Origin of the sequence: Cupriavidus basilensis (assembly GCF_008801925.2) — a bacterium.
In the GTDB taxonomy this organism is placed as follows: Bacteria; Pseudomonadota; Gammaproteobacteria; order Burkholderiales; family Burkholderiaceae; genus Cupriavidus; species Cupriavidus basilensis.
Genome location: NZ_CP062804.1, coordinates 1,048,169 through 1,070,180, shown reverse-complemented (window position 1 = coordinate 1,070,180; position 22,012 = coordinate 1,048,169). Strand labels below are relative to the sequence as shown.

The following is a 22,012-nucleotide window of genomic DNA, read 5'->3' as shown; positions in this document are numbered from 1 at the left end:
TTTCCCCGAACAGTGGCCAGTCGTTCCGGCAACGTGACAGCAACGAATCTGATAGGATGATTAGAATTCAGCAGATTTTCTGATACCTAATCGATCACTTGGCATGGACATCAAACAGATCCAGTACTTCATTGCGCTGTTCGAAGATGGCTCCGTCACGCGCGCGGCCAAGCGGCTGAATATCGTGCAGCCGGCGCTCAGCATGCAGATCGCCAAGCTCGAAGAGGAGTTCGGACAGAAGCTGTTCGATCGCATCCCGCACGGGATGGTGCCGACAGCGGCCGGCCGCATGATGTACCGGCTGTGCCTGCCGATCACGCGGGACCTTGCCAACGCCCGGCAGCAACTGATGCAACGCGAGGAGCAGGTGGCCGGCAACATCTCCATCGGCATGGTGGCGTCGGAAACGGAAAGCGTGCTGGTGGGGTCGCTGGTGCGCTTCAACGCACGTTACCCGAATGTGGAGGTATCGGTGGCGGACGGATTCAGCGCCACGCTGATCGACCTGGTCTCGGCCGGCCAGCTCGACGCGGCCGTGGTGCATAAGCCCCGTGGCAAGCTCTCGCTCCATGTGCAGTCCCTGCACGACGAGGAAATGGTGCTGGTCACCAGCGCCGAGCATGGCCCGGAACTGCCGGCGGCGGTGGAACTCACCAAGCTGCCCGGGCTGGAACTGGTGCTGCCCACCAAGCGCCACGGCTTGCGCGGCGTGCTGGACGCGGCCACGCAACTGGAAGACGTGACCCTGCAGCCGAAGTTCGAGATCGACATTCTCGGCACCATCGTGCAGTTCGTCGAGGCCACGCGCTTTGCCACGGTGCTGCCACGCATCGTGGTGCAACGCGCGGTGGATGATGGCCGGCTGCGCATGTACCCCATCCTGGCGCCGCGCATCGTGCGCCACCTGGTGTGCGTGAGCCATCCGCAGCGCCCGCTCAGCACGGCAGCCGATGCGCTGATCGCGATCGTGGCCGAGGAGATCCGCAGGGTGTCAGGCACCGCCGGCTGATCCGGGTGCCCGGCATCAGGAAGGGCACGATACGGCAGGCTACTTTCCGGATCGTGCCGGCTTCGAACTAATGCGCCGGGAAGGCGTCAACAGCAACACGCAAAACAAGTCGGGCACCCGGCCTACTCCAGCGTCACGCCCGCGGCCTTGCCCACGCGCGCCCACTTGGCGATGTCGGCCTTCTGGAAGGCCGACAACTGCTGCGGCGTGCCACCGACCACGTTGACGCCCAGCTTGTCCAGGTGTTCCACCACTTCCGGATCCTTCAGGATACGGTTGATCTCGGTGTTCAGGCGTTGCACGATGGTCGCCGGCGTGCCGGCCGGAGCAAACACTGCCTGCCACTGCTCGGCCTCGAAATCGGGCACGCCCGCCTCGGCCATGGTCGGCACCGCAGGCAAGCTGGCCACGCGCGCCTTGGTAGCCACGCCGAGTGCGCGCAGCTTGCCACCCTGCACATGCGGCAAGATGGGCGCGGTGGGCGCAAACATAAAGTCCACGTGGCCAGCCATCACATCCTGGATGGCGGGGACGTCTCCCTTGTAGGGCACGTGGGTCATGTCAACCTTGCGCTCCTCTTTGAGCAGTTCGCCGGACATCTGCAGGATGGTGCCGCTGCCGCCCGAGGCAAAGGTGACGGCGCCGGGCTTTGCTTTGGCGGCAGCCAGCAACGCCTGCACGTTGCGGTACGGGCTGTTGGGGCCGACGATCAGCACGCTGGGGATAGTGCCGATCATCACCACGGGCTCGAAGGACTTGATGGCGTCATAGGACAACTTCGGATTGAGCGCCGGGTTGATCGCGTGCGACGCGGTAGACGCGCCCAGCAACGTGTAACCGTCGGCCGGCGCGCGTGCCACGAAGGCTGAGCCGATGGCGCCAGTGGCGCCGGGTCGGTTCTCCACCACCACGGTGGTGTGCAGCGCCTGGCCAAGCTTCTGCGCGATCAGGCGCGCCAGGATGTCGGTGGTGCCGCCGGCCGGATACGGCACGACATAAGTGATCACCCGATTGGGCCAGTCAGACTGCGCCGAGACACTCGCCGTGACGCACGCCAGCAGGGGAACGCAGAGCGCGATCAACAATTGCCTGAGTTTCATTGGAACGGTCTCCTTGGATTGCTGTTATCCGACATCGGCATCAAGGGCCAAAGCCGTAGAGTCTTCGGGGGTTATCGGCAAGAACTTGCCTGGCCAGCGCATCGTCGCCACACCATTGCCGGAAGAGCGACATCAGGTCGCCGTCATCGGGTGACGAGCGGCCCTTGGCAAGGATTGTTGGGTGTGGCCAGTCCGATCCCCAGACCATCTGGCCGGGCGCGCATTCGAGATAACGACGCGCAAGCGAAGCGACGTCGCCGTATAGCGGTGGTCCTTCCCTGGACTCAATGTAAGGACCAGACAGCTTCACCCAAGCCCTGCCCTCACCCAACAGGCTTGCAATGACCTCGAACCCAGGTTCGAACTCGGCCCCTCCGAATGGCAGGTGCCCGTAGTGGTCAAATACGATGCGAGCGGGCAAGGTCTTCAGCATTGGTTGCATGTGCGGCAACCACGCGGCGGGCGCATTGAGTTGAATATGCCAGCCCAGAGGCGCGACACGCGCAGCAAGCGGCGCAAGCATCTCCGTGTCTACCGGGCCGGGCATCGTGAGGTTGAACCTGATGCCTCGAATGCCGGATGCATGCAGGCTTTCGAGCTCCCTCTCGGTAATGGAGGTGTCCACCACTGCGACGCCACGGGCCTCCACGCCCAACTCGCGCAGGGCAGCCAATGTGGGCCTGTTGTCCGTGCCATAGGTGGACGGCGTGACCACGACGGCTCGGGTGGTTCCCATCGCCCCCTGCACCGCCCGGTAGTCCGGGACAAGCGCATCTGGTGGTCGCAGCGTTGCGGTCCCTGCAGCCGGATAGCGGCTATCGTAGACGTGCATATGGCAATCGCAAGCGTTCGCAATGGAGGGTTGGCCAAGGGCACTCATCTCATGTTCTCCGAATCAGGCGCGCGTGAAACACCGCGGCGCGCGGACGATTTTTCCAATTCGGATGCCCTGCATCTTGCCAGCCCGGCTCATCCAGCGTTGTGTCACGTCGGCTCTCCGTCTCGCCGCCACAGCGGCATGCCCGCCACATCCAACTCTATGCGCAGGATGTCTCCCGCCGTGGAGTCTGTCGCAAACAACGTCTTGCCGGCGGGGCCGCCAAAGGCGAGATTGGTCAGCGAATGCCCGGCGGGGCCGCGCAGCACCTGCACCGGCTCAGCGCGATGGTTGAGCACCCACACGTAGGCCAGTCCGGGGTTCGCCACCAGCAGCCGGCCCGATACATCCATGGCCAAACCGTCAGGGCCACTCGGTCCGTAGGAGGTGAAAAACTGCCCGGTCTTGGACACGCCGCCATCGGCGAGGATGGGCATGCGCCAGACGCAATTTCCCCGCGTCACCGCGACGTACAGGAACTTCTCATCGGGTGACAGCACGATACCGTTCGGGCTGGGCACATTGGAGAGCAGCAGTTCCAGCCGCCCGTCCACGCTCAGCCGGTAGACGCGTCCGGTCGGGTCGTGCAGCCCGGTCTGCCCCTGGTCGGTGAAATAGATGTTGCCCTGCGAATCCAGCGTAAGGTCGTTGACTCCCTTGAAGCTCTCCGTGTTGCGGCGGTCCAGGTATGGCTTTGCAGTGCCGACGCGTACATCGACAAGCATCAGGCCACGGCGGTAGTCCGTTACCAGCAGTTCGTTCTCGTTGAGGAACTTCATGCCGTTGGGCTCGCCGTCCCACTGCGCCACCACGTTCCACTCGCCTGCCGGGTCGATACGCAAGACACGCCCATTGGGTATATCGCCGACATAGAGGTTGCCTTCCCGGTCGAATACAGGCCCCTCCAGAAAGCCGTCGATTTCGCGTCCGCCCTGGTTGGCATCCGCCCAGGCCGTTCGCCTGCGTTGGCGATAGCGCGCCGGCATGCTGGTAAACACGTCGAACTCTCGGACTTCCGGGGTATTCAGCAGGAACATGGCAATTTGGCTGTGCGCAGAGAATGGATAAGGATTGTCAGTATCTGCCGCTGGCTAGCGGCGCGGTAGCCCGCACTGCGTCAACCAGCCGTTAAACCCAACGCCCGGGCGATCTGGCTATAACCTGCCACCTCGCGCTGGACCAGGCGCGCATGCGCTGGCACGACTTGCATGTCGGACTTGTGTTGCCGGTACTTGCCGGTGCTCATTGCTTTTCAAACGCCGTGTTGGCAGCGATCTTGCCCCAGAACGCCGTGCGTTCTGAAAGCTGGCGGGCGAACGCCGCGGCATCCCAATAGCCCGGGTCCGCGCCAATGCCTTCGGCAAAGGTCTTCATGTCCTGCGACGCCATGGCAGTGGCCGCTTCCTTTTGCAGGCGATCCGTCACCGCCGCCGGCGTGCCGCGGGGCGCCCAGAGGCCGGTGAAGTTGACCACGCCATAGCCCTTGACGCCCGCCTCGGCAAATGTAGGCACATTAGGCAACGCAGGCAGACGCTTGTCGCCGCTGACTGCCAGCAGCCGCAGGCTGCCGCCCTTGACCTGCCCGATGACCCCGGGCGTAGACGCGATCTGGTAGTCAATGGTGCCACCGAGCAGCGCCAGCGTGGCCTCGCCCGCGCCCTTGAATGGCACGTGCATGAAGTGAGCACCCGTCGCCATGCCCAGTGCCTCGCTGGCGAAGTGCGGCGTGGTGCCAGCGCCGCCGGAACCATAGCTGACCTTGCCGTCGCCCGCGCGAGCGGCCACCACCAGATCGCCCATGGTCTTGAACTTGCTGTCCGCTTTGACTGCAACCGCCATGGGAGCAAACACGAAGGCCGCCACCGGTTGCAGGTCCGTCGCATAGTCGAACGGCAGCTTCTTGAAGATATGCGGCAGCAGCGAGAACGTGGTGTCGTTGGCAAGCAGCGTATAACCATCGGCCGGGGCGTGCACCACTTGCGAGATACCGATGGTGCCAGTGGCGCCCGCCTTGTTCTCGACGAAGAAACTCCGGCCGGTCTGCTCCGTAAGCCGCTGCGCCATCTTGCGGGTGACAGCATCCACGGCGCCGCCCGGGGGATAGGGCACGATGATCCTCACTGGCTTGGCGGGCCATGTCTGTGCGTGCACGGACATGGCGATCCACGCAAGCGCGCCCAGTACGCCGCGGCAAAGGGCCAAGGCTAAGGGTGATCTGGTTGTCATTGTTTGTCTCCAACTATTGTCTTGGGGTAATCGCGCGTTCGTGGGCGTGTGCACGCCACGCGTCACCCTACGATGGCTAGCACCCCTCTCCCCGGCGGGGAGAGGGAGTGAAAGACCTCAGGCACTTCAAACCATTTGGGCGCATCCGGTCAGCTTCGGGCTGCGCTGCCGGCAGCTTCGTTGCGCCTTAGCCGGCCTTGGCCAGCACCGGAGCCTCAGCACGCGCCAGCACATCCAGCGTGTTCCGCGCCGCCGCCACGCCCATGTTCACGTACGCGGTGCTGGTCACGCCGCCGATGTGCGGGCTGAGAAGAAAGCCAGGCTGGCCGTGAAAGATATGCGGCACCGTCATCGGTTCGACCGCGAAGCTGTCCAGCCCCGCCATGGCAACCTGGCCAGAGCGCACGGCCGCCAGCAAGGCTGGTTCGTCGACCAGGCCGCCCCGCGCCGTGTTGACGAGGATCACGCCCGTCCGGCAGCGCGCCAGCGTTTGCGCGTTGATCAGTTGCCGGTTCTCGGCGGTCAGCGGGCAGTGCAGTGAAATCACGTCCGACGCTTTCCAGATCGTTTCCAGGTTCACGGACTCGATATAGTCCGGCAGTTCCTTGGCAAACGGATCGAAGCCGATCACGCGCATGCCCATGGCATCGCACATCCTGGCAAAGCGCTGGCCGATGGCGCCCAGGCCAATCAGGCCGATAGTGGCACCTGCCAGCTCAATGCTCTTGTGCGTGGCCTTGTCCCAGTGCCCGGCATGCATACGCGCATTGAGCAGCACCACGGATTTGGCGCAGCCCAGCAGCAGGGCCAGGGCCTGCTCGGCCACCGCGGCGGCATTCGCACCAACGGCGGCTGTCACCGCGATGCCGCGTTGTGCCGCGGCGGCCTTGTCGATGGTGTCGGTGCCGCTCCCGTGCTTGGAGATGACCTTAAGCGCAGGCGCCGCGTCCATGATTTCCGGCGTCACGGCGCCGTAGCGCACGATGATGCCGACCGGGTTGTGGCGCTGCGCCAGCGCCACCAGATCGGCGGCCTGGGGCGTCTTGCCGGCGTAGACGATCTCAAAGTCGCCGAGCAATGCCTCGGCTTGTGGCGCCAGGTCGGCTGCGGTGACGAGGATGGCTGGCTTGGCGCTCACAGCGTCTCCCCTTCTTTCAGCACGCCGGCGGTAACGAGCGAAGCGAGCAGCCACGGGGCGCTGGTCTTGCCTTCCTTGATCTGCGCGATGCGCCGGGCTTCGGCGGCTTCCTTTTGCTCGGCGAGCGGCAGCAGCGACGCGATCTTTTCACGCTCGACCACCACCAGGCCATCGGCATCGCCGCAGATGAAGTCGCCAGGGTTGACCGTGACACCACCAACCGAGACCGGGTGGCCGATGCGCCCGCCCACTTCCTTGGTCGGGCCGTTGGGGTTGGTGCCCACCGAGAACACCGGGTAATCCATCTCGTCGATTTCCAGGCTGTCGCGCACCGCGCCGTCGATCACCACGCCGGCGATGCCGCGCTGGCGGCATGCATTCATCATGATGGTGCCCATCAGCGCGCTGCTCTGGTCACCCTTGCCGTCGATCACCAGCACGTCGCCGGGCTGGGCCAGCGCCATCGCGGCGTGGATCATCAGGTTGTCGCCGGGGCGGACTTCCACAGTAAAAGCGGTGCCCGCCAGCTTCATGTGCGGCCGCAGGGCGCGGATGCGTCCATGCAGCGCGCCACGGCGGCCAGCCACGTCGGCCAGGATGGCCGGTTGGAATTTAGCGGCCTGGGCGACGATGTCGGCGGGCACGCGGTCGAATGATTTGATAATGTTGGGCAAGCTCATGGCATGACTCCTGGGACGTTGGGGACGAGAGATTCGTTGAGGCGGCGAGCGACGGCGGCGATGCGTGGGACAGCGAGGATCAATCCACCTGCGCGCCAGATGCCTTGACGGCGGTCGACCAGCGGATCGTGTCTTTCTTCATCAGCGCGCCGAACTGCTCGGGCGTACCGCCCAATACATCGGCCCCCTGGTCGTTCAGCTTCTTTTTCAGGTCAGGCACCTGCAATGCCTTGTTGAACTCGGTATTCAGGCGCACCACGATGTCCTTGGGCGTAGCGGCGGGCGCCACGAATCCAAACCAGGTCACGGCCTCGAAGCCGCTGTAGCCGGACTCAGCAATGGTGGGCACATTGGGCAAGTCGGGCATGCGCTTGGCCGACGTCACGGCCAGGGGGCGCATCTTGCCGTTGCGGATGTGGCCGATCAGCGTCGGCACCGATGACAGGTAGAGCTGAACCTGGCCGCCGATCAGGTCGTTGACGGCCTGGGCCGCACCCTTGTATGGCACGTGGGTGAGCTTGATCCCCGCCGTTTTCTGGAACAACTCGCTGGTCAGGTGCGCCACCGTGCCGTTGCCGGGGGAAGCCACATTGATGCTGCCGGGCTTGGCCTTGCTGGCCGCCACCACATCCGCCAGCGTCTTGTAGGGCGACTCCATCGTGGTCACCAGCACCAGCGGTGCGCTGGCCACCAGGCTCACGGGAGTCAGGTCCTTCGCCACGTCGTAGGGCAGCTTGCGGTAGAGCGTGGGGTTGATCGCCAGGTTGCTGGTCTGGCCCAACACGATGGTGTAGCCATCGCCGCTGGCCTTGGCAGCGGCGTCCACGCCGAGATTACCGCCCGAGCCCGGCTTGTTGTCCACCACGAAGCGCCAGCCCATGGCCATCGCCACCTTGTTGGTCACCTCGCGGGCAATGATGTCCGTGCCGCCACCGGCCGGGAACGGCACGATCACGCGAATGGGCTTGGTGGGATAGGTATCGGCCAGGGCCGGGAAAGCGAGGGCGCAAAGGATGGCGGTCACCAGACCGCGGTACGGCAGCTTCATTGCATGTCTCCGAATCTCGTTATTTGTCGGAGTGGATTCTGGTCGCCTGTTGCAACAGGTACAATACCGTTTCGTCTAACGCAACCCATTCCATACCATGGACTCATCGACTCCCCTGGCCGCCGGCGACGTGGCTGAAGATGCTGGCGGCGGCGTGATCGCGGTACGCCGGGCGCTGCGCGTCCTGGAAGCCTTTGGCGTAAGTGACGCACAACTCACCCTGGCCGAACTCAGCCGCCGCACGGGTTTCCACAAGACGACGGTCCTGCGCCTGGCGCGTACGCTGGCGACGGACAACTACCTTGTGCAAAAGGAAGATGGCAGTTGGCGCCTGGGACGCGCCGCCGGCTGGCTGGGCGCGTGCTACCAGGCCACCTTCAACGTGTATGAAGTGGCGGAGCCGGTGCTGCGGGAGCTGACGATCAGGACGGGCGAAAGCGCCTCTTTCTACGTGCGCGAAGGCGAACAGCGCACGTGCCTGGTGCGCGTGGAAGGCCCGCAAGCCATCCGGCACCACGTGCGCATCGGGGCCGCGCTACCGCTGGACAGTGGCGCACCGGGGCGGGTCATCCTGGCGTTCTCCGGGGAGCCCGGGGAGCCTTACGAATCGATCCGGCGGCGCGGCTACCATCTGTCCATGGGCGAGCGCGAACCGGAAGTCTCCAGCGTGGCGGCCCCGGTATTCGGCTTGCATTGGAAGTTGCTCGGGTCTGCCTGCATCTCCGGCCCTACCTCGCGCCTGACCGAGGAAAAACTACTCGCGCTGGCACAGACCGTCATGGACGCGGCCAACCAGCTTTCCTACGAGATGGCGGGGAGCCGTCGACCTGCGACGGCTTTGCCGGCCAGTCCTTCGACCTGGCATCCTTGACAGGCACGCCATCGGGCAAGCGCAAAGCGTTCCCGGCGCGCCGCGCCGAACCACCAGATCAACGAAATATCACGGCCTGCAGATAGCTCGCGGTACGACTGTCCACGGCGAGCGCCACCGTCTGCGGAACGCCACTCACAACGATCCTTCCGCCGCCGTCCCCCGCACCCGGTCCGATGTCGAGGATCCAGTCGCTTTGCGCCGCGACACGCATGTCGTGCTCGACCAGCACCACGGTATTGCCGGCATCGACGAGCCCATGCAGATGCACCATCAGGCGATCGGTGTCGGCCGGATGCAGACCGGTCGTCGGCTCGTCGAGGATGTAGAGCGTATCGCCGCGCTGCGCACGCTGCAGCTCGGTCGCAAGTTTGATGCGTTGCGCTTCGCCGCCGGAGAGCTCGGTGGCCGGCTGACCAAGCCGTAGATAGCCGAGGCCGATATCACGGAGCACAGTCAGTGAGCGCATCACCTGCGCCTCGTCGACAAAGAAGTCGCATGCGGTATCCACCGTCATCGCCAGCACCTCGGCGATATTGCGCTCGCGCCAGCGAATCTCGAGCGTCTGCGGGTTGTAGCGGCTGCCGTGACAGGTCGAGCAAGGCGCGTAGACGCTGGGCAAGAACAGCAGCTCGACCATCACGAAGCCTTCGCCCTCGCACGTCGGACAGCGCCCCTGCGCGACGTTGAACGAGAACCGGCCGGCGCTGTAGCGATGCTTGCGCGCGGCGGGAGTCGCGGCGAACAGCTTGCGCACAGCGTCGAACAAACCGCAATAGGTCGCGAGATTCGAGCGCGGCGTTCGGCCAATCGGCTTCTGGTCGACGCGCACGAGACGTTTGATCTTGTCCATGCCGGCGGTGATCCGCCCGTCGGTCGTGACGGGCGGGGCGGCAAAGAGCGGGTCGACTTCGTCGTCTTCGGCAAGATCGGCTGCGCGCCCGAGATGTTCCGCCACAAGCTCCGTCAGCGCCTGGCTCACGAGGCTGGACTTGCCCGACCCCGAGACGCCCGTTACCGTGGTCAGGCAACCCAGTGGAAAATCCGCGGCAAGATTGTGCAGATTGTTGCGCGTCACGTTTTCGAGCCGCAGCCAGCCGCGGGGCTCGCGGCGCGCACGGGTCGCAGCCTCGTTCGCCTGCGCCTCTGGCTCGCCCTGCGCAAACAGGTAGCGGCGTGTGCGCGAGCTTTCGACATCGGCAAGGCCAGCCGGTGGCCCGCTGTAGATCACACGTCCGCCCGCCTCGCCGGCGTCCGGGCCCACGTCGACGAGCCAGTCGGCGCGCTGCATCACGCCAATGTCGTGCTCGACCACGAACAGCGAATTGCCCGCAGCCTTCAGGCGCTGCAACGCTTCGAGCAACGCATCGCCGTCCGCGGGATGCAGTCCGGCAGACGGCTCGTCGAGCACGTAAACAACGCCGAATAGTTGTGACGACAACTGCGTCGCGAGCCGCAGCCGTTGCAGTTCTCCGGAAGACAGCGTTGGTGTCGCACGGTCCAGCGCAAGATAGCCGAGACCGAGGTCGATCAAGGTGTTCAGACGTTCGAGCAGTTCGATCGCGAGCCGCTGGGCTGCCACACGCTTCTCGTCGGACAGGTTAGGCGTTCGGCGCACGTCAGGCGCCGCCTGATGAGCCTGTCCACCGGCCGCGACGCGTCTGGCGGTCGCCTTGCGCCGACTGTTCCTGTCGAGAATCGCGCCATCGGGAGATGTGCTGGAAGACGGCCACTGGCCGCGCGAGACGGGTTCGAGCAACGCGGCGAGCCGAGCGATGGGGAGTTGTGACAGCTCGCCGATATCCATGCCGGCGAATGTCACCGAGAGGGCTTCCGCCTTCAGACGCTTGCCGTGACACGATGGACATTCGCCGCCGATCATGAACTGCGACACGCGTTTCTTCATCAACGCGCTCTGCGTGTTTGCGAAGGTATGCAACACGTACCGGCGCGCGCCGGTAAACGTGCCCTGGTAGCTGGGCTCTGCCTTGCGCCTGAGGGCGGCGCGCGTCTCCTTCGGCGTGAAGCCGGCATAGACCGGCACCGTTGGCTGTTCGTCGGTAAACAGTATCCAGTCGCGATCTTTCTTAGGCAGATCGCGCCACGGCGTGTCGACGTCGTAACCGAGCGTGACGAGTATGTCGCGCAGATTCTGGCCGTGCCAGGCGGGCGGCCATGCCGCGATCGCGCGCTGGCGAATCGTGAGCGAGTCATCGGGCACCAGCGAGCGTTCGGTCACGCTATATACGCGGCCGAGCCCGTGGCAGGTCGGGCAGGCGCCCTGTACCGTATTCGGCGAGAAGTCCTCCGCATACAGCATTGGCTGCTTCGGCGGGTAGCAGCCGGTTCGCGAGTACATCATCCGCACGAGGCTAGACAGCGTCGTCACGCTGCCCACTGACGAACGCGCGCTCGGCGTGCCGCGCTGCTGCTGCAAGGCGACCGCCGGGGGCAAGCCTTCGATCGCATCGACGTCGGGCGCGCCGACCTGTTCGATCAGCCGCCGCGCGTAGGGCGCGACCGACTCGAAATAGCGCCGCTGCGCTTCCGCGTAAAGCGTGCCGAACGCGAGCGACGACTTGCCGGAACCGGACACGCCGGTAAACACCACCAACGCATCGCGGGGAATGTCGACGTCGACATTCTTCAGGTTGTGCTCCCGTGCGCCGCGAACCTGGACGAAGCCGCGTGGTGCGAGCGTGTGCGACTCAGGGTGATCAACAGCATGCTTGTCAGTCGAGGGCCGTGGGAGCTTGGTCATGGCAGCAGGGATAGGTGCGAGGGTGACGGTCTTGAACGTGGTCGCAAGCGGCGCGCCGCTGGACCCCACCGTATGAGGCGAGCTTGCGATCAGACTCCTTACTCTACTGGATTTTCATGCGCAGGCGCTTGGGTCAGCGACATGGCTCGCTGGATATGTCGACCGCACTACCGTGAAGCGACTTATTCCTGCATTGCCTACGCAACGAGCATCGTTTTCCGGAATCAGTGACGTGCCTCGTTCTCAACCGAGCATCCCGGCCGGTGAATCGTTAAGCTCGTGCACCACGATACGCGCCTTGCCTGCGACTTTCGCACGATACATGGCGGCATCCGCGGCGCGTAACAGGGCTTCGCCACTCAATGACGCTGCCTGGTCGCGCGGTAGCACGCCGATACTCGCCGATAGTTGGACGACGTTCGCCCCGAACCTGATGGGCTGGCTCAGCGTCCGCAGGATTGCGCGTGCAATTTTCTCCAGCGCAGCACGATCGATGGCAGGGCCGGTCAGCAGCAACGTGAACTCATCGCCTGCATGCCGCGCAACCAGATCCCCGCCACGTACGCAGCGGCTGATCCGGCGCGCGGCTTCAACAAGCACTTCGTCGCCGCACTGATGCCCGTAGGTATCGTTGACAGCCTTGAAGCCATCCAGGTCGATAAACATGATGGCAGCCACACCGTCGCCGCTTGCTGCGCATGCCTCATCCAGCCTCTCGAGGAACGAGCGTCTGTTAGGCAGGCCGGTCAGCGCGTCGTGGAACGCCTGATGCCGCAGGCGATCGAGCAATGCCGTTCGCTCAGTCACATCCTGCACCAGCAGGTAGTATCCATCAGCCGCCTGATCGTGGACCCGACGCGGCACCAGCACACCGCGCAGGACACGCCGACTCCCGTTAAGCGTCGCGCCAACCTCGTACTCGACCCTTTCGCCGCCGAGCACGCGCTGGACGTACGGCTCGATGGCAGCAGCATAGTCAGCGTCGAGAACCTCATGGGTGCGCCGTCCCACGATCGCCTCCGGGTCCAACCCCAGCCACTCGCGATAGGTTGAGTTGGCGAACCGAAAACGTCGCTCACCGTCGACGTAAGCGACCAGCACCGGCAAATTGTCGGCAATGGCGCGCAAATCGACCCGCGTGTCTCCCAATTGCCGCTCGGCGGTCGTCAGTTGCTCCCGCGCCCTGCGCAGCACCTCCGAGGCCTCATGCGCACCCCGATGCAACGCAGCCTCCCGCGCATCGCGCGCGGCTTTTTCCCGTTGCTCCGCCCGGGTATCGTGAATGACAAACAGCCAGCCTCCGTCGCGGGTCGACGTCGTCTGCTTCGGTGCCACCTGCACTCGCGCTGGCTTACTTTGCTTGTTGGGCAACCGGAACTTTACGTCGAGCGTCCGGACCTCGCCCCCGCGGCCACGATCAAGTGCCTGCACGGCCTGTTCAAGGTTGGTCCGGTCGCTCGCATCCAGCAGATCGAGGATGTTCGTTTTCGTCAGCGGAGCGCGCGAGAACGCGAAGAATTTCACGCAGGCATCATTCATGTGCCGCCACTCCCAGTCCCTCCCGATATGCGCGATAGCAACCGGCGTTCGATGGAACGTCTCGACGTAAAGCGCATGCTGGGCTTGAAGCCGGTCGATCGCGTGAAGCACCTCCAGACGATCAGAGCTGTCCAGCTTGCGCAGGCCAACTTCGCGCTCGATCATTTGCCCCAGGTCTACTAGCATCTGACGTTGCTGGCGCCTGAAGCGCCGCGGCAACGCGTGCATCACACATAGCATACCGATGGGTCTGCCGCACGGCAGACGTAGCGCAATGCCTGCGAAAAAGCGGAACCGCAATGCGCTGGTTGCCAGTGGTTCTTGCGCAAGCTGTGCATCGGACAGCGCATCCCTGACGACGAACGGTTCCTCGCATTCGAGCGTCCGGCTATAGTACGTCTGCACATGGAATACGACGTCCCGTTCGTACCCGCTTGCGCCTATGACTTCTGGCTGGCCCAGTCTGTCGAGACATACGACGGCTATTGGTAGATTCAGCGCGCGCGCGGCGACCCGGGTCACGCGCTCATAGTACTGATCATAGTTGCTTTCTGGTGGCATGGTGGCGCTGGCTGGTTATCGTTGTTGCTGCTGCGCATCCATGATGCATTCGTCTCTCACCGCTCCATGCTCCGTTCCGGTCGACGTCCTCGCCGATCACGTCACACTCAAGCTATTCCACCGCCGGAAGGTGCAGCGTAACGGTCGTGCCCTTGCCGACTTCGCTCTCAAGAGAAATATGGCCGCGATGTAGCAGCACAATCTCACGCACGAGGGCAAGGCCCAGACCATCGCCGGCCGACCCATGCTGCAGCTTGCCTCGGAAAAATTTGTCGAACACCAGCCTGAGTTCGTCGACTTTGATCCCCATGCCTCGATCGCTCACTTTCAGCATGGCGTTGCGGCGTTCGTCCGACGCCCTGGCGACCGAGATGTTGACCTCTCTCCCAAGCCCGTACTTCAAGGCATTCTCCAGCAAATGGCTTATCGCGCTGGCGAGGGAGGCGGCGTCACCCATCACGAAGACAGGCTCTCTCGCAGACTCCAGCGTGACCCGGCTATCGTCCGCGAACCCTGCCTCGACAACGTCTCGCACGAGCCTTGCGAGATCCACCCGATGAAACGTCATCTCGGATGCGCCTAGGGTTTCCAGTCGCGTCAGTTGAAGGTGATTCGACACGAACTGGCTGATGCGCTGGGCTTGCGAACGAATCGTGCGATAGATGCCAAGGCGTTTTTCCGGGGGGATCAGATCGGCGGCGAGGAGGTCGGCATATCCGACGACGTTTGCGATGGGTATCTTGATTTCAGCTTCTGCGGTAGCAATGAAACGCGATTTGGCCCGTTGCTCGCGCCGCATTTCGCTTACGTCCCAGACCGCCACCACACAGCCAGCGCCGTCGCTGGTATGCACAACACGAACGGCGTAGCTGGATGAATCCGCTATCTCGAACTCGATAACGCCGCTAAATTCGTGCGAGAGTGCGGCGCAGTCGATCGTCGCAAGTAGTTCGGACGGGGTGACTGAGTCCCGCGTGGGACGTCGACCTCGATACAGAAGCTCAACGAACCGTTGTGGCGTGGCGCCGCGCAAGTCCCCGGGCGAAACGCCCAGGGTGTCGCACAGCTCGCCGTTGGCGTCTTCCACGTGGCGATTCGTATCGAAAATGGCAACGCCGTCCGGCAAGGCAAAGAACAGCGCATGCAGGTGCTGGTTCCTTTCTCGTAGCCGGCGACTGACCACCGCCGCGCGATCCGCTAGCTTCGCCATCCTCTCGATGGCCTTGGCCTGGCGCATCTGGACGAAGATGATCAGCGCGGATAGGAAGCTTGCGATGCAAGCGACGAGGAGCAGCCTGGCGCGATACATCGATAGTGCTTCATGGAGGTCGTAGCCGATCACGACCGCCAGGTTTCCTCTCGACAGCCGATGTACGCCATAAATGCGCTCGACATCGTCCAGTGGACTCTTCTCCACCACTTCGGCGTGGGCCGCGGCAGCCAAGGCTTGCCGGTCCGCAGAGCTCGCCGGCAGCGGTTGCCCAGGGTCTGAAGCCTCCCCGCTCCAACGCACCCGGTAGATGAAATCATTGGTACCCAGCAGACCGATTGCACCCCGGCTGCCCAAATAGATGCTCTTGTAGATGCTCGTCAGGGAGAGTGGGTCAAGCGACACCTCAACGACCCCCATGAAACGGCCGGTCGGCCCCACGATTCCCTTGGAGAGCAGAACTACCCAGCGACCCGAACTGCGCCCCCGCAGCGGCTTGCTGACAAACAATGTCGGCCTGGGATTGTCAACGTGTATGCGCAAATGCCTGCTATTGCCTAGGTCAAGCGCTTCGAATGTCGGATTGGTCGATGCCCTGAGGACGCCACTTGCGTCCAGAATCGCGGTTTGAAGGAAGGGTTCGGCACCGAGATGACCGTTGCGCGTCCATTCGGCAAGCGGCAAGTCCAGCCCCCGTTCGATGACGGCGCCGCCTAGCAGGGAGGTCAGTTGGTCCGCCTCCATCAATGTGCGCTCGACGTGCTGACCGAGGGTATAGGCAAGCCGGTCGGCATCGGCCTGAATCCTGGATAGTTCGCTGCCTCTGTCCCATCCGGCCCAGAGCGCGAACCCCAGCCAGACCGCCAATACGAGCATGAATGCCGAAATGCCCGGGGTGCTGGTGCGCGCCGCGCCCTCGGCCGCTACCGGCCTATATATCTCAAGACCCATGAATCCTAGCCACCCCAAAAAGATGAAATGAATGCGCCAGGAAACGGCGAGCGCCGTCCCCTGCCTCCGAAACCGGTGTGCGGTTTTCCCGCGACGGGCTCTCCAGTCAGTTGATTGCACATCGGGATTGGCTCGCCCACATAGCGCACGCGGTCCATGGCCAGCGCCCATTGCGCCATCGGCGCCTTCCCCCCCACCACAAAGGGGCGCAACCAGGCTGCCAGGTCGTCGCCATGGCGGGCACGGCCGGTGAGGATCGCGGCGTCACGTCGGCCGCGCCATCGCGTGGCCGACGTGACGCTGGCGCGAGGCCGCGCCGGCCGCTGCGGATTCAAGGTGGGTGGCCGCCGCTGCGGGCCGGCACGGGGAGATGTCATGCGGCACGGGGCGAACGCCCGCTACCGCTGTCTCCAGTGTCGTGCCGCTCATGCCGCCAGCATCGTTCTGTCTCATTCCTGACTCCGTTCTGCGCGTCGGCCCCGACAGGCGAATCCGCCGGGGGCATGCAGCGTTGAACAGGAGCTTAGTGAGATTACGGTATTAGTTCTAATACGGTTTTTTGATTACATTCATCACTTAAAATGATGAAAGGCAGGACGGTACTTAGTGGGCACATTCGGCCTCATCGCAAGCCGAAGAAAGGGCGTTCCGCCGATATTGGCCGGGTCTTCCGGGGAATTTTTCGACAAAAAATCTGATGCGAACACCAAGATCTCACAGATTCTCTGATACCTGATCGATCACTTGGCATGCTCCGGCACCGCGCGCCGGGCCCGGCTCAGCGTGGCGCGAGACGGCAGCCATGCGGCCAGTCGCCTGCGAGCAGATCCCGCCTAACCCACACCTGCTAGCCGTCCTTGCCGAGCTCCCGGTGCCGCCATTCGCGCTGCTGTGTGCAACAGTCAGTTTTTGTCAGCTTTTGCGCCATGGCTTCCGCTACGCTGAGCGTTCCGATCAGCGTGCCGCCGTCCCCAACCTTGCTCTTAGCCGTCAGTTGCTACCCACGGGTTCTGTCTGTCAATGGCGCGTGGCGCTCGCCTTCAGATCGTCAGGAACCCTTGGGGTTCCATTACGCCCGTGGTCTTCCTTCTAAGTGCGGATTCAATAGAAAAAGACATCATTCACTGGTGGCAAATTAACAGGCTAATAGACAAGTGGCTGCTTGCCTGCAATGCAAATGAACCAGGTGTGTGGCGGAATATCCGGCCTCCCTATCGTCGCGGCGTCAGGCAGGCTGGCCGGTGCGGTGGTCCATGCGCTCCTCGGCCTCAATCGTCAGCCGTAAATCCAGAGGCAGCCACAACGGGCTTCCATTGTGCGCGCTGTCCAAGGATGATCTTGCGGGCTTGCGCGCCCGGCTGTCCCGCCATCTCCATGCCAAGAGCCGCCATTTTGGCGCGCACCTCAGGATCCTTCACGGCATCCAGCAGTGCCTTCTCAAGACGCGAAACAGTCGCGGCAGGCGTGCCCGCTGGCACGAAAGCCGAGTACCAGCCCGATGCCATGTCGAAGCCCGGTACGCCGGCCTCCCGCAGCGTCGGTACATCGGGCAGCAAGGCCGAGCGCTTCGTGCCCGTCACGCCGAGAAAGCGGATCTTTCCCGCCCGATGCAGTTCCATCTGGCCGCCTATCGCATCGACCCCTACAGGCAGCGTGCCTCCGATCTCGTCAGTCAGCATCATCGCCGCGCCACGGTAGGCCGTTGGTGTCAGTGGCACATCGATGGCCTTGCGCAGCGTAAGCACGCCGAAGTGCACGGTGCCCCCCAGCGTGACCAGCCCGAACCCGGTAGAGGCCGGATTGCGCTTTACCCATGCGACGTATTCCGGCATCGTCTTGTAAGGCTGATTGACGCTGGCGGAAGCAACCAGCGGCAAGTCCGCCAGATAGGCGACGGGCACCAGATCCTTGTCTGGATCGTACGGCAGCCGCTTATAGGTCAACGGGAAGATGGTGAACGGCGGCGCGGGAGAGATAAGGATGGTTTTCCCATCCGGCGCGGACCGCTTCACCGATTCGAGCGCGAGCTGGGTTGAAGCCCCGGGCCGGTTCTCTACCAGGATGGTTTCGCCAAGCGAGACGCGCAGTTTCTCCGCGAGGGTACGCGCGAAAACGTCCAGCGCGCCTCCCGCCGCGAATCCAACGACAATGCGGGTGGGCGTGTCAGCGCCGGCAGCAACGGCCGTGGCCGGCATGCTCGCTGCGGCGGCTGCAGCGATGAAGGCGGCGGCCAGCTTGCGCAAGAAAAAGCGATTGTGCATGTCTGAGTCCTCAGTCGTCGTGGCGGCTTACGCCGTAGCCAAGTCCAGCGTGGTATTCGGTTCCAGCGGATAGATCGGCCGCCGGAGGTTCTTGAAGGGAAACACGCTGTAGTCGGAACTGCACACCCCCGGACCCGCGACCAGCACGATATGCCTGGCAATCGGACCGAACCCCGCACGGAAGTGCTGGCGCGACTTGATCAGGATGTATTTCTTGCGCGCCAGGTCGATGCCTGCATGCGTGAACACGCCGGTGTCGAATGGCTCCTGCGGCTTCTCACAAACCATCACCAGCACGCCGCCCACGTCGAGCACGGCCACACGGCCAAGACTGAGCCGCACCCCGGTGAACATCGGTCCGGTCACCTGGTAGTTGCCGTCGGTAATGCACTTCACCCGCCCGGTCAGCATCAAGGGCTGGCCTTTGATTTGCAACGCGGGCATATCGGTCCGCCCGCCCACCGCAAGCGTGACCTGCTGCCCGACGCCAGCCTCGATCATCTGCGCCACCGCGGCCGGGTCCCAGAAAGGGCCGGCCACGACATCGTCCAGTCCCTGGCGCATCACTTCGGCCAGCACGCTCATCTGGTCGGTAGGGCCGCCGGCGCCACAGTTGTCGCCATGATCGACCAGCACCACGGGGCCGCCGTCGAGCGTCTTGGCGCGCGCCACCGACTCCGCCATCGGCTCGATCGGGAACACGAAGTCTGCGCGGCGCGCCCAGGCCATTGACGTTAATTCGTCCAACAACTGCCGGGCGGCCTGCTCGCGCCCGGCATCGGCCACGATCACCACGGTCAGGCCGACGTGGGGAATATCGGCGAGGGGAAATCCGCCGAACACCGAGGCATTCAGGACTTCGCCGTCCCGCTCCGCCGCCATGGCGCGCTCCATGATGTCCTTCATGGGCTGCTCTTGCGGGGTCTGCCGCAGCATATGCGTGAGCATCGGCAAGGTGCGCGACAGGACGACCGGCCGGGCCTCGCCCCGCAGGGCGGCCATCAGCGTGCGCGCGGCGCGCGCGCCGGTCTCGTACACGTCAATGTGGGGATAGGTGCAGTAGCCTGCGATGGCCGTTGCATTGCCCACCAGGTCATCGCTGAAGTTGGCGTGAAAGTCCAGCGCTACCGCAATGGGCACGTCAGGTGCGACGGCACGGATACGCCTGAGCAGCTCACCCTCGGCATCGGGATAGCCCTGCGCCACCATCGCGCCGTGCAGGTCAAGCATGACCGCATCGCATCCCTCGCGAACCGCCGCCACGATGGAATCACACATGAATTCGAACGCCTGCGCAGTCACGATGCCGCTGGGCACGGCATTGGCCAGCAGCGGCATGACGAACTCGTCGCCCTGGCTGCGCACCATGTCGATAAAGGCCGCGGCGGCATTGTTGGTGCCTTCGCAGGCGCGGATGGCAACCTCACCGGAGGTCGGCCCGTCCACGCCCGTGCCCCGGCAGAATGACGACAGCGGCGTGGCGATCGGCGAAAAGGTATTGGTCTCATGCCGCATCAGGGCAATGACAAAGCGCATCTTCTTATCCTTGGTTGGCATGGTTTCAGTTCGCATCGAGATTGACAGCCTTTGCGATCGCGCCATAGCGGGCGGACTCGGACTGGAGAAATTTGCGCGCCTGCGCGGGTGGGGTCAGCACAGGCTCGTAAGCCAGCGACTGCAGACGTGCAATGAAGTCGGGCTCTTCCACGCTGCTCTTGACCTCTTTGTACAGCCGCTCGATGATGGGCTGCGGTGTGCCGGTCTTCACCATCAGTGCCAGGTTGGCGCGTACCGACAGCGCTTCATCGGCCTTTTGCGTCTCGAGCTTCGGGAACTGCGTGACGGCTTGGCTCTGCAAGGTTGCCAGGGGCTTGACTTTGCCGTCGGTAACGTAGGCAACTGAAGAACCGATCACGTCAACATGCGCGTCAGTCTGGCCGCCAATGAGATCGGCCATTGCCGGCGGAGAGCCGCGATAGGGGACGATGGTGAAGTCCAGGCCGTTCCGCTGTTTCCAGCTCGCCAGCCCCAGGTGAGCCGCGCCGCCCACGGCGTTGATACTGATCGAAACCTTGCCCGGATTGCTCCGGATAAAAGCCGTCAATTCCGTCAAGCTGTGTTCCTTGCGGTCGGAGCGCACGACAATCCAGTGCGGCACCGTGGTCAGCATGGTGATGGGCGTCAGCTCGGTATCGGGGTTGTAGCGCAGGCCCTTGATCACGTGCTGATTGATGTTGAGCGAGCCATCGCTGGCAAGCAGCAGGGTATAGCCCTCTGCCTTGTCCTTCAATGCCGACGTGACGCCCGGCACGGTTGCGCCGCCCGCGATGTTCTCCACCACCACCGGTTGCCCCAGCCTCTTCTCCAGCTTTTGAGACAAGGTACGCGCAACGATGTCGTAGGAACCTCCCGCGGGAAAGGGCACGACCAGCCGCAGCGGGTGGTCCGGCCAAGCGGCACCCGCCGCATAGCCTGCGCAGAGAAAGATGGCGCCCGCGACGCCTGCCTTGATTGCCGAACTGAACTTGGTCACCTGCCCTGCTCCTCGCTTCTTGGTTTTGTGCTTCCCCGTGTCGCATAGACAGCAACGCTGCGTATCCAACCTTGCAATGGAAGGGGCATGCTCAATGGCACAGCCCGGCGGCCACTATAGGCCGGATCAATATCAACCGAAAGTGAATTAAAATTGATGTATGTTGATCGTTTGGTTAATCAAAAATCGTTGACCAGATCGCGGCAGACCGTCCCTCGGAGTCCTCCATGCCATCCGCAGTCCTTCCCGTCCACCCTCTCGTCGCCCGCCTCAAGTTTCGGCATTTTCGTGTCATCCTCGCGCTCGACGAACTGCAGAGTGCCGCCGAAGTCGCGACGAAGTTGCACATTAGCCCCGCAGCCGTGTCGAAGACACTGGCTGAAGTGGAAGCGATCGTTGGCATGCCCTTGTTCGAGCGCGGGCGGCGCGGCATGCGCGCCACCCAGATTGGCCGTGAAATGATTGAAGGCGCGACATTGGTGACGGCGCAATTGAGCCGCCTGGCGGAGTCCCTGCAAGCAGTGCGCGAGGGAACGCAGGGGCAATTGAGCATTGCCTACAGGACCACATCGGTCCAGCCGATCCTGGCCCAGTTGATCTGCGCGTTCCATGAATGCAACCCACGGGTTGATGTCAGCGTGATCGACGGCGGGATCATGGAGCTGATCAACCAGGTCGAGGAGGGTGAACTCGATCTATTGTTTGCGTATGAAGATCCGCGCCTCGATCGCAAGGATTTGTGCCATTCGCCTGTCATTGCGGCACAGCAGCTGGTCATCGTCGCCAGCACGACGCATCCGCTACTGAGGCAGGGGCACATCAGTGCGCAGGACCTGGTCGACCAGCAATGGTGCATCCCCGCGCACGGGGCACGCATGCTGCATCATCTGCACACCGCCTTGCGCGCCCTGGACTTGCCACCACCGCAGCGCGGCATCCGCACCAGCGACGTGGCCATGACGGTCAATCTACTGCAGGCCGCACACTTCCTGGCCGTTTATCCCGAACGCATTGCCGCCCAGCTCGCGGCGGCAAATGTGGCCCGGGTGGTTCCGTTCAAGCTTGCAAGCCAGGTAGAGCCAGTCGTCATGGTTTGGAACGGCGCACTGGCGCCACGCGCTCCGGCACGCGTCTTCCGCGATTTCATCCTGCGCCGCGCCGAGACGATGCCAGCGGATTCGTCAGCGTGGCTGGCAAATGTGGGAATGATGAAACCTGCGTAAGGCCAAGCTCAGTTTGTGTCCGTA

Annotated in this window: 18 protein-coding genes; 3 read left to right on the top strand and 15 right to left on the bottom strand. The window is 63.7% G+C overall.

The features are described from left to right. Positions 1-103 precede the first annotated feature (103 nt). Positions 104-1,009, top strand: coding sequence for a LysR family transcriptional regulator (locus tag F7R26_RS25675; RefSeq protein WP_150987151.1), 906 nt, complete (start codon positions 104-106; stop codon positions 1,007-1,009). A gap of 122 nt (positions 1,010-1,131) precedes the next feature. Here the strand turns inward: F7R26_RS25675 and F7R26_RS25670 are convergent, their stop codons facing one another. The 8 genes from F7R26_RS25670 to F7R26_RS25640 form a co-directional block, all read right to left on the bottom strand. Continuing rightward, positions 1,132-2,109 (bottom strand): Bug family tripartite tricarboxylate transporter substrate binding protein, encoded by a 978-nt coding sequence (locus F7R26_RS25670; RefSeq protein WP_150987149.1) that lies wholly within the window; start codon positions 2,107-2,109, stop codon positions 1,132-1,134. A 40-nt stretch (positions 2,110-2,149) separates the two neighbouring features. After that, positions 2,150-2,989 carry an amidohydrolase family protein gene (locus tag F7R26_RS25665; protein WP_241754724.1) on the bottom strand — a complete coding sequence of 280 codons (840 nt, stop codon included), beginning with the start codon at positions 2,987-2,989 and terminating at the stop codon, positions 2,150-2,152. A gap of 104 nt (positions 2,990-3,093) precedes the next feature. Further along, positions 3,094-4,023, bottom strand: a complete 930-nt coding sequence (locus F7R26_RS25660; RefSeq protein WP_150987147.1) for an SMP-30/gluconolactonase/LRE family protein — start codon at positions 4,021-4,023, stop codon at positions 3,094-3,096. An 80-nt stretch (positions 4,024-4,103) separates the two neighbouring features. Next, entirely contained in the window at positions 4,104-4,232 is a 129-nt protein-coding gene (locus F7R26_RS41510; RefSeq protein WP_277820374.1) for a hypothetical protein, read from the bottom strand. Next, positions 4,229-5,212 carry a Bug family tripartite tricarboxylate transporter substrate binding protein gene (locus F7R26_RS25655; RefSeq protein WP_150987145.1) on the bottom strand — a complete coding sequence of 328 codons (984 nt, stop codon included), beginning with the start codon at positions 5,210-5,212 and terminating at the stop codon, positions 4,229-4,231. The genes F7R26_RS41510 and F7R26_RS25655 overlap by 4 nt, the downstream gene beginning before the upstream one ends. Before the next feature lie 187 nt (positions 5,213-5,399). Then, a complete protein-coding gene (locus tag F7R26_RS25650) occupies positions 5,400-6,350 on the bottom strand; it encodes an NAD(P)-dependent oxidoreductase (protein WP_150987143.1) in 951 nt (316 codons plus the stop codon). Next, positions 6,347-7,030: an RraA family protein gene (locus F7R26_RS25645; RefSeq protein ID WP_150987141.1), complete on the bottom strand. Its 684-nt coding sequence runs from the start codon at positions 7,028-7,030 to the stop codon at positions 6,347-6,349. Before F7R26_RS25645 ends, F7R26_RS25650 begins: the two co-directional genes overlap by 4 nt. 79 nt (positions 7,031-7,109) lie before the next feature. Next, positions 7,110-8,078, bottom strand: coding sequence for a Bug family tripartite tricarboxylate transporter substrate binding protein (locus F7R26_RS25640; RefSeq protein ID WP_150987139.1), 969 nt, complete (start codon positions 8,076-8,078; stop codon positions 7,110-7,112). A gap of 97 nt (positions 8,079-8,175) precedes the next feature. Here F7R26_RS25640 and F7R26_RS25635 point away from each other — a divergent pair, with 97 nt between their 5' ends. Next, a complete protein-coding gene (locus tag F7R26_RS25635) occupies positions 8,176-8,949 on the top strand; it encodes an IclR family transcriptional regulator (RefSeq protein ID WP_150987137.1) in 774 nt (257 codons plus the stop codon). 58 nt (positions 8,950-9,007) lie between these two features. Here F7R26_RS25635 and F7R26_RS25630 read toward each other — a convergent pair whose 3' ends face one another. The 7 genes from F7R26_RS25630 to F7R26_RS25600 all read right to left on the bottom strand — a co-directional run bounded on the left by F7R26_RS25630 (position 9,008) and on the right by F7R26_RS25600 (position 20,765). After that, entirely contained in the window at positions 9,008-11,710 is a 2,703-nt protein-coding gene (locus F7R26_RS25630) for an excinuclease ABC subunit UvrA (RefSeq protein ID WP_150987135.1), read from the bottom strand. 243 nt (positions 11,711-11,953) lie between these two features. Next, the gene (locus F7R26_RS25625; RefSeq protein ID WP_150987133.1) at positions 11,954-13,810 is read right to left on the bottom strand and encodes a diguanylate cyclase domain-containing protein; all 1,857 of its coding nucleotides are present in this window, start codon (positions 13,808-13,810) and stop codon (positions 11,954-11,956) included. 112 nt (positions 13,811-13,922) lie between these two features. Continuing rightward, complete coding sequence (locus tag F7R26_RS25620; RefSeq protein WP_170301914.1) at positions 13,923-15,971, bottom strand: ATP-binding protein; 2,049 nt, start codon at positions 15,969-15,971, stop codon at positions 13,923-13,925. 264 nt (positions 15,972-16,235) lie between these two features. Then, positions 16,236-16,424, bottom strand: coding sequence for a hypothetical protein (locus F7R26_RS25615; RefSeq protein WP_150987130.1), 189 nt, complete (start codon positions 16,422-16,424; stop codon positions 16,236-16,238). Positions 16,425-17,239: 815 nt separating this feature from the next. After that, positions 17,240-18,232 (bottom strand): tripartite tricarboxylate transporter substrate-binding protein, encoded by a 993-nt coding sequence (locus F7R26_RS25610; RefSeq protein WP_150987128.1) that lies wholly within the window; start codon positions 18,230-18,232, stop codon positions 17,240-17,242. 27 nt (positions 18,233-18,259) lie between these two features. Continuing rightward, the gene (locus F7R26_RS25605; RefSeq protein ID WP_150987267.1) at positions 18,260-19,768 is read right to left on the bottom strand and encodes a M81 family metallopeptidase; all 1,509 of its coding nucleotides are present in this window, start codon (positions 19,766-19,768) and stop codon (positions 18,260-18,262) included. Between the two features lie 25 nt (positions 19,769-19,793). After that, a complete protein-coding gene (locus tag F7R26_RS25600) occupies positions 19,794-20,765 on the bottom strand; it encodes a Bug family tripartite tricarboxylate transporter substrate binding protein (protein ID WP_150987126.1) in 972 nt (323 codons plus the stop codon). Positions 20,766-20,992: 227 nt separating this feature from the next. Between F7R26_RS25600 and F7R26_RS25595 the strand changes: the two genes are divergently transcribed. Next, positions 20,993-21,988, top strand: coding sequence for a LysR family transcriptional regulator (locus tag F7R26_RS25595; protein ID WP_150987125.1), 996 nt, complete (start codon positions 20,993-20,995; stop codon positions 21,986-21,988). Positions 21,989-22,012 lie beyond the last annotated feature (24 nt).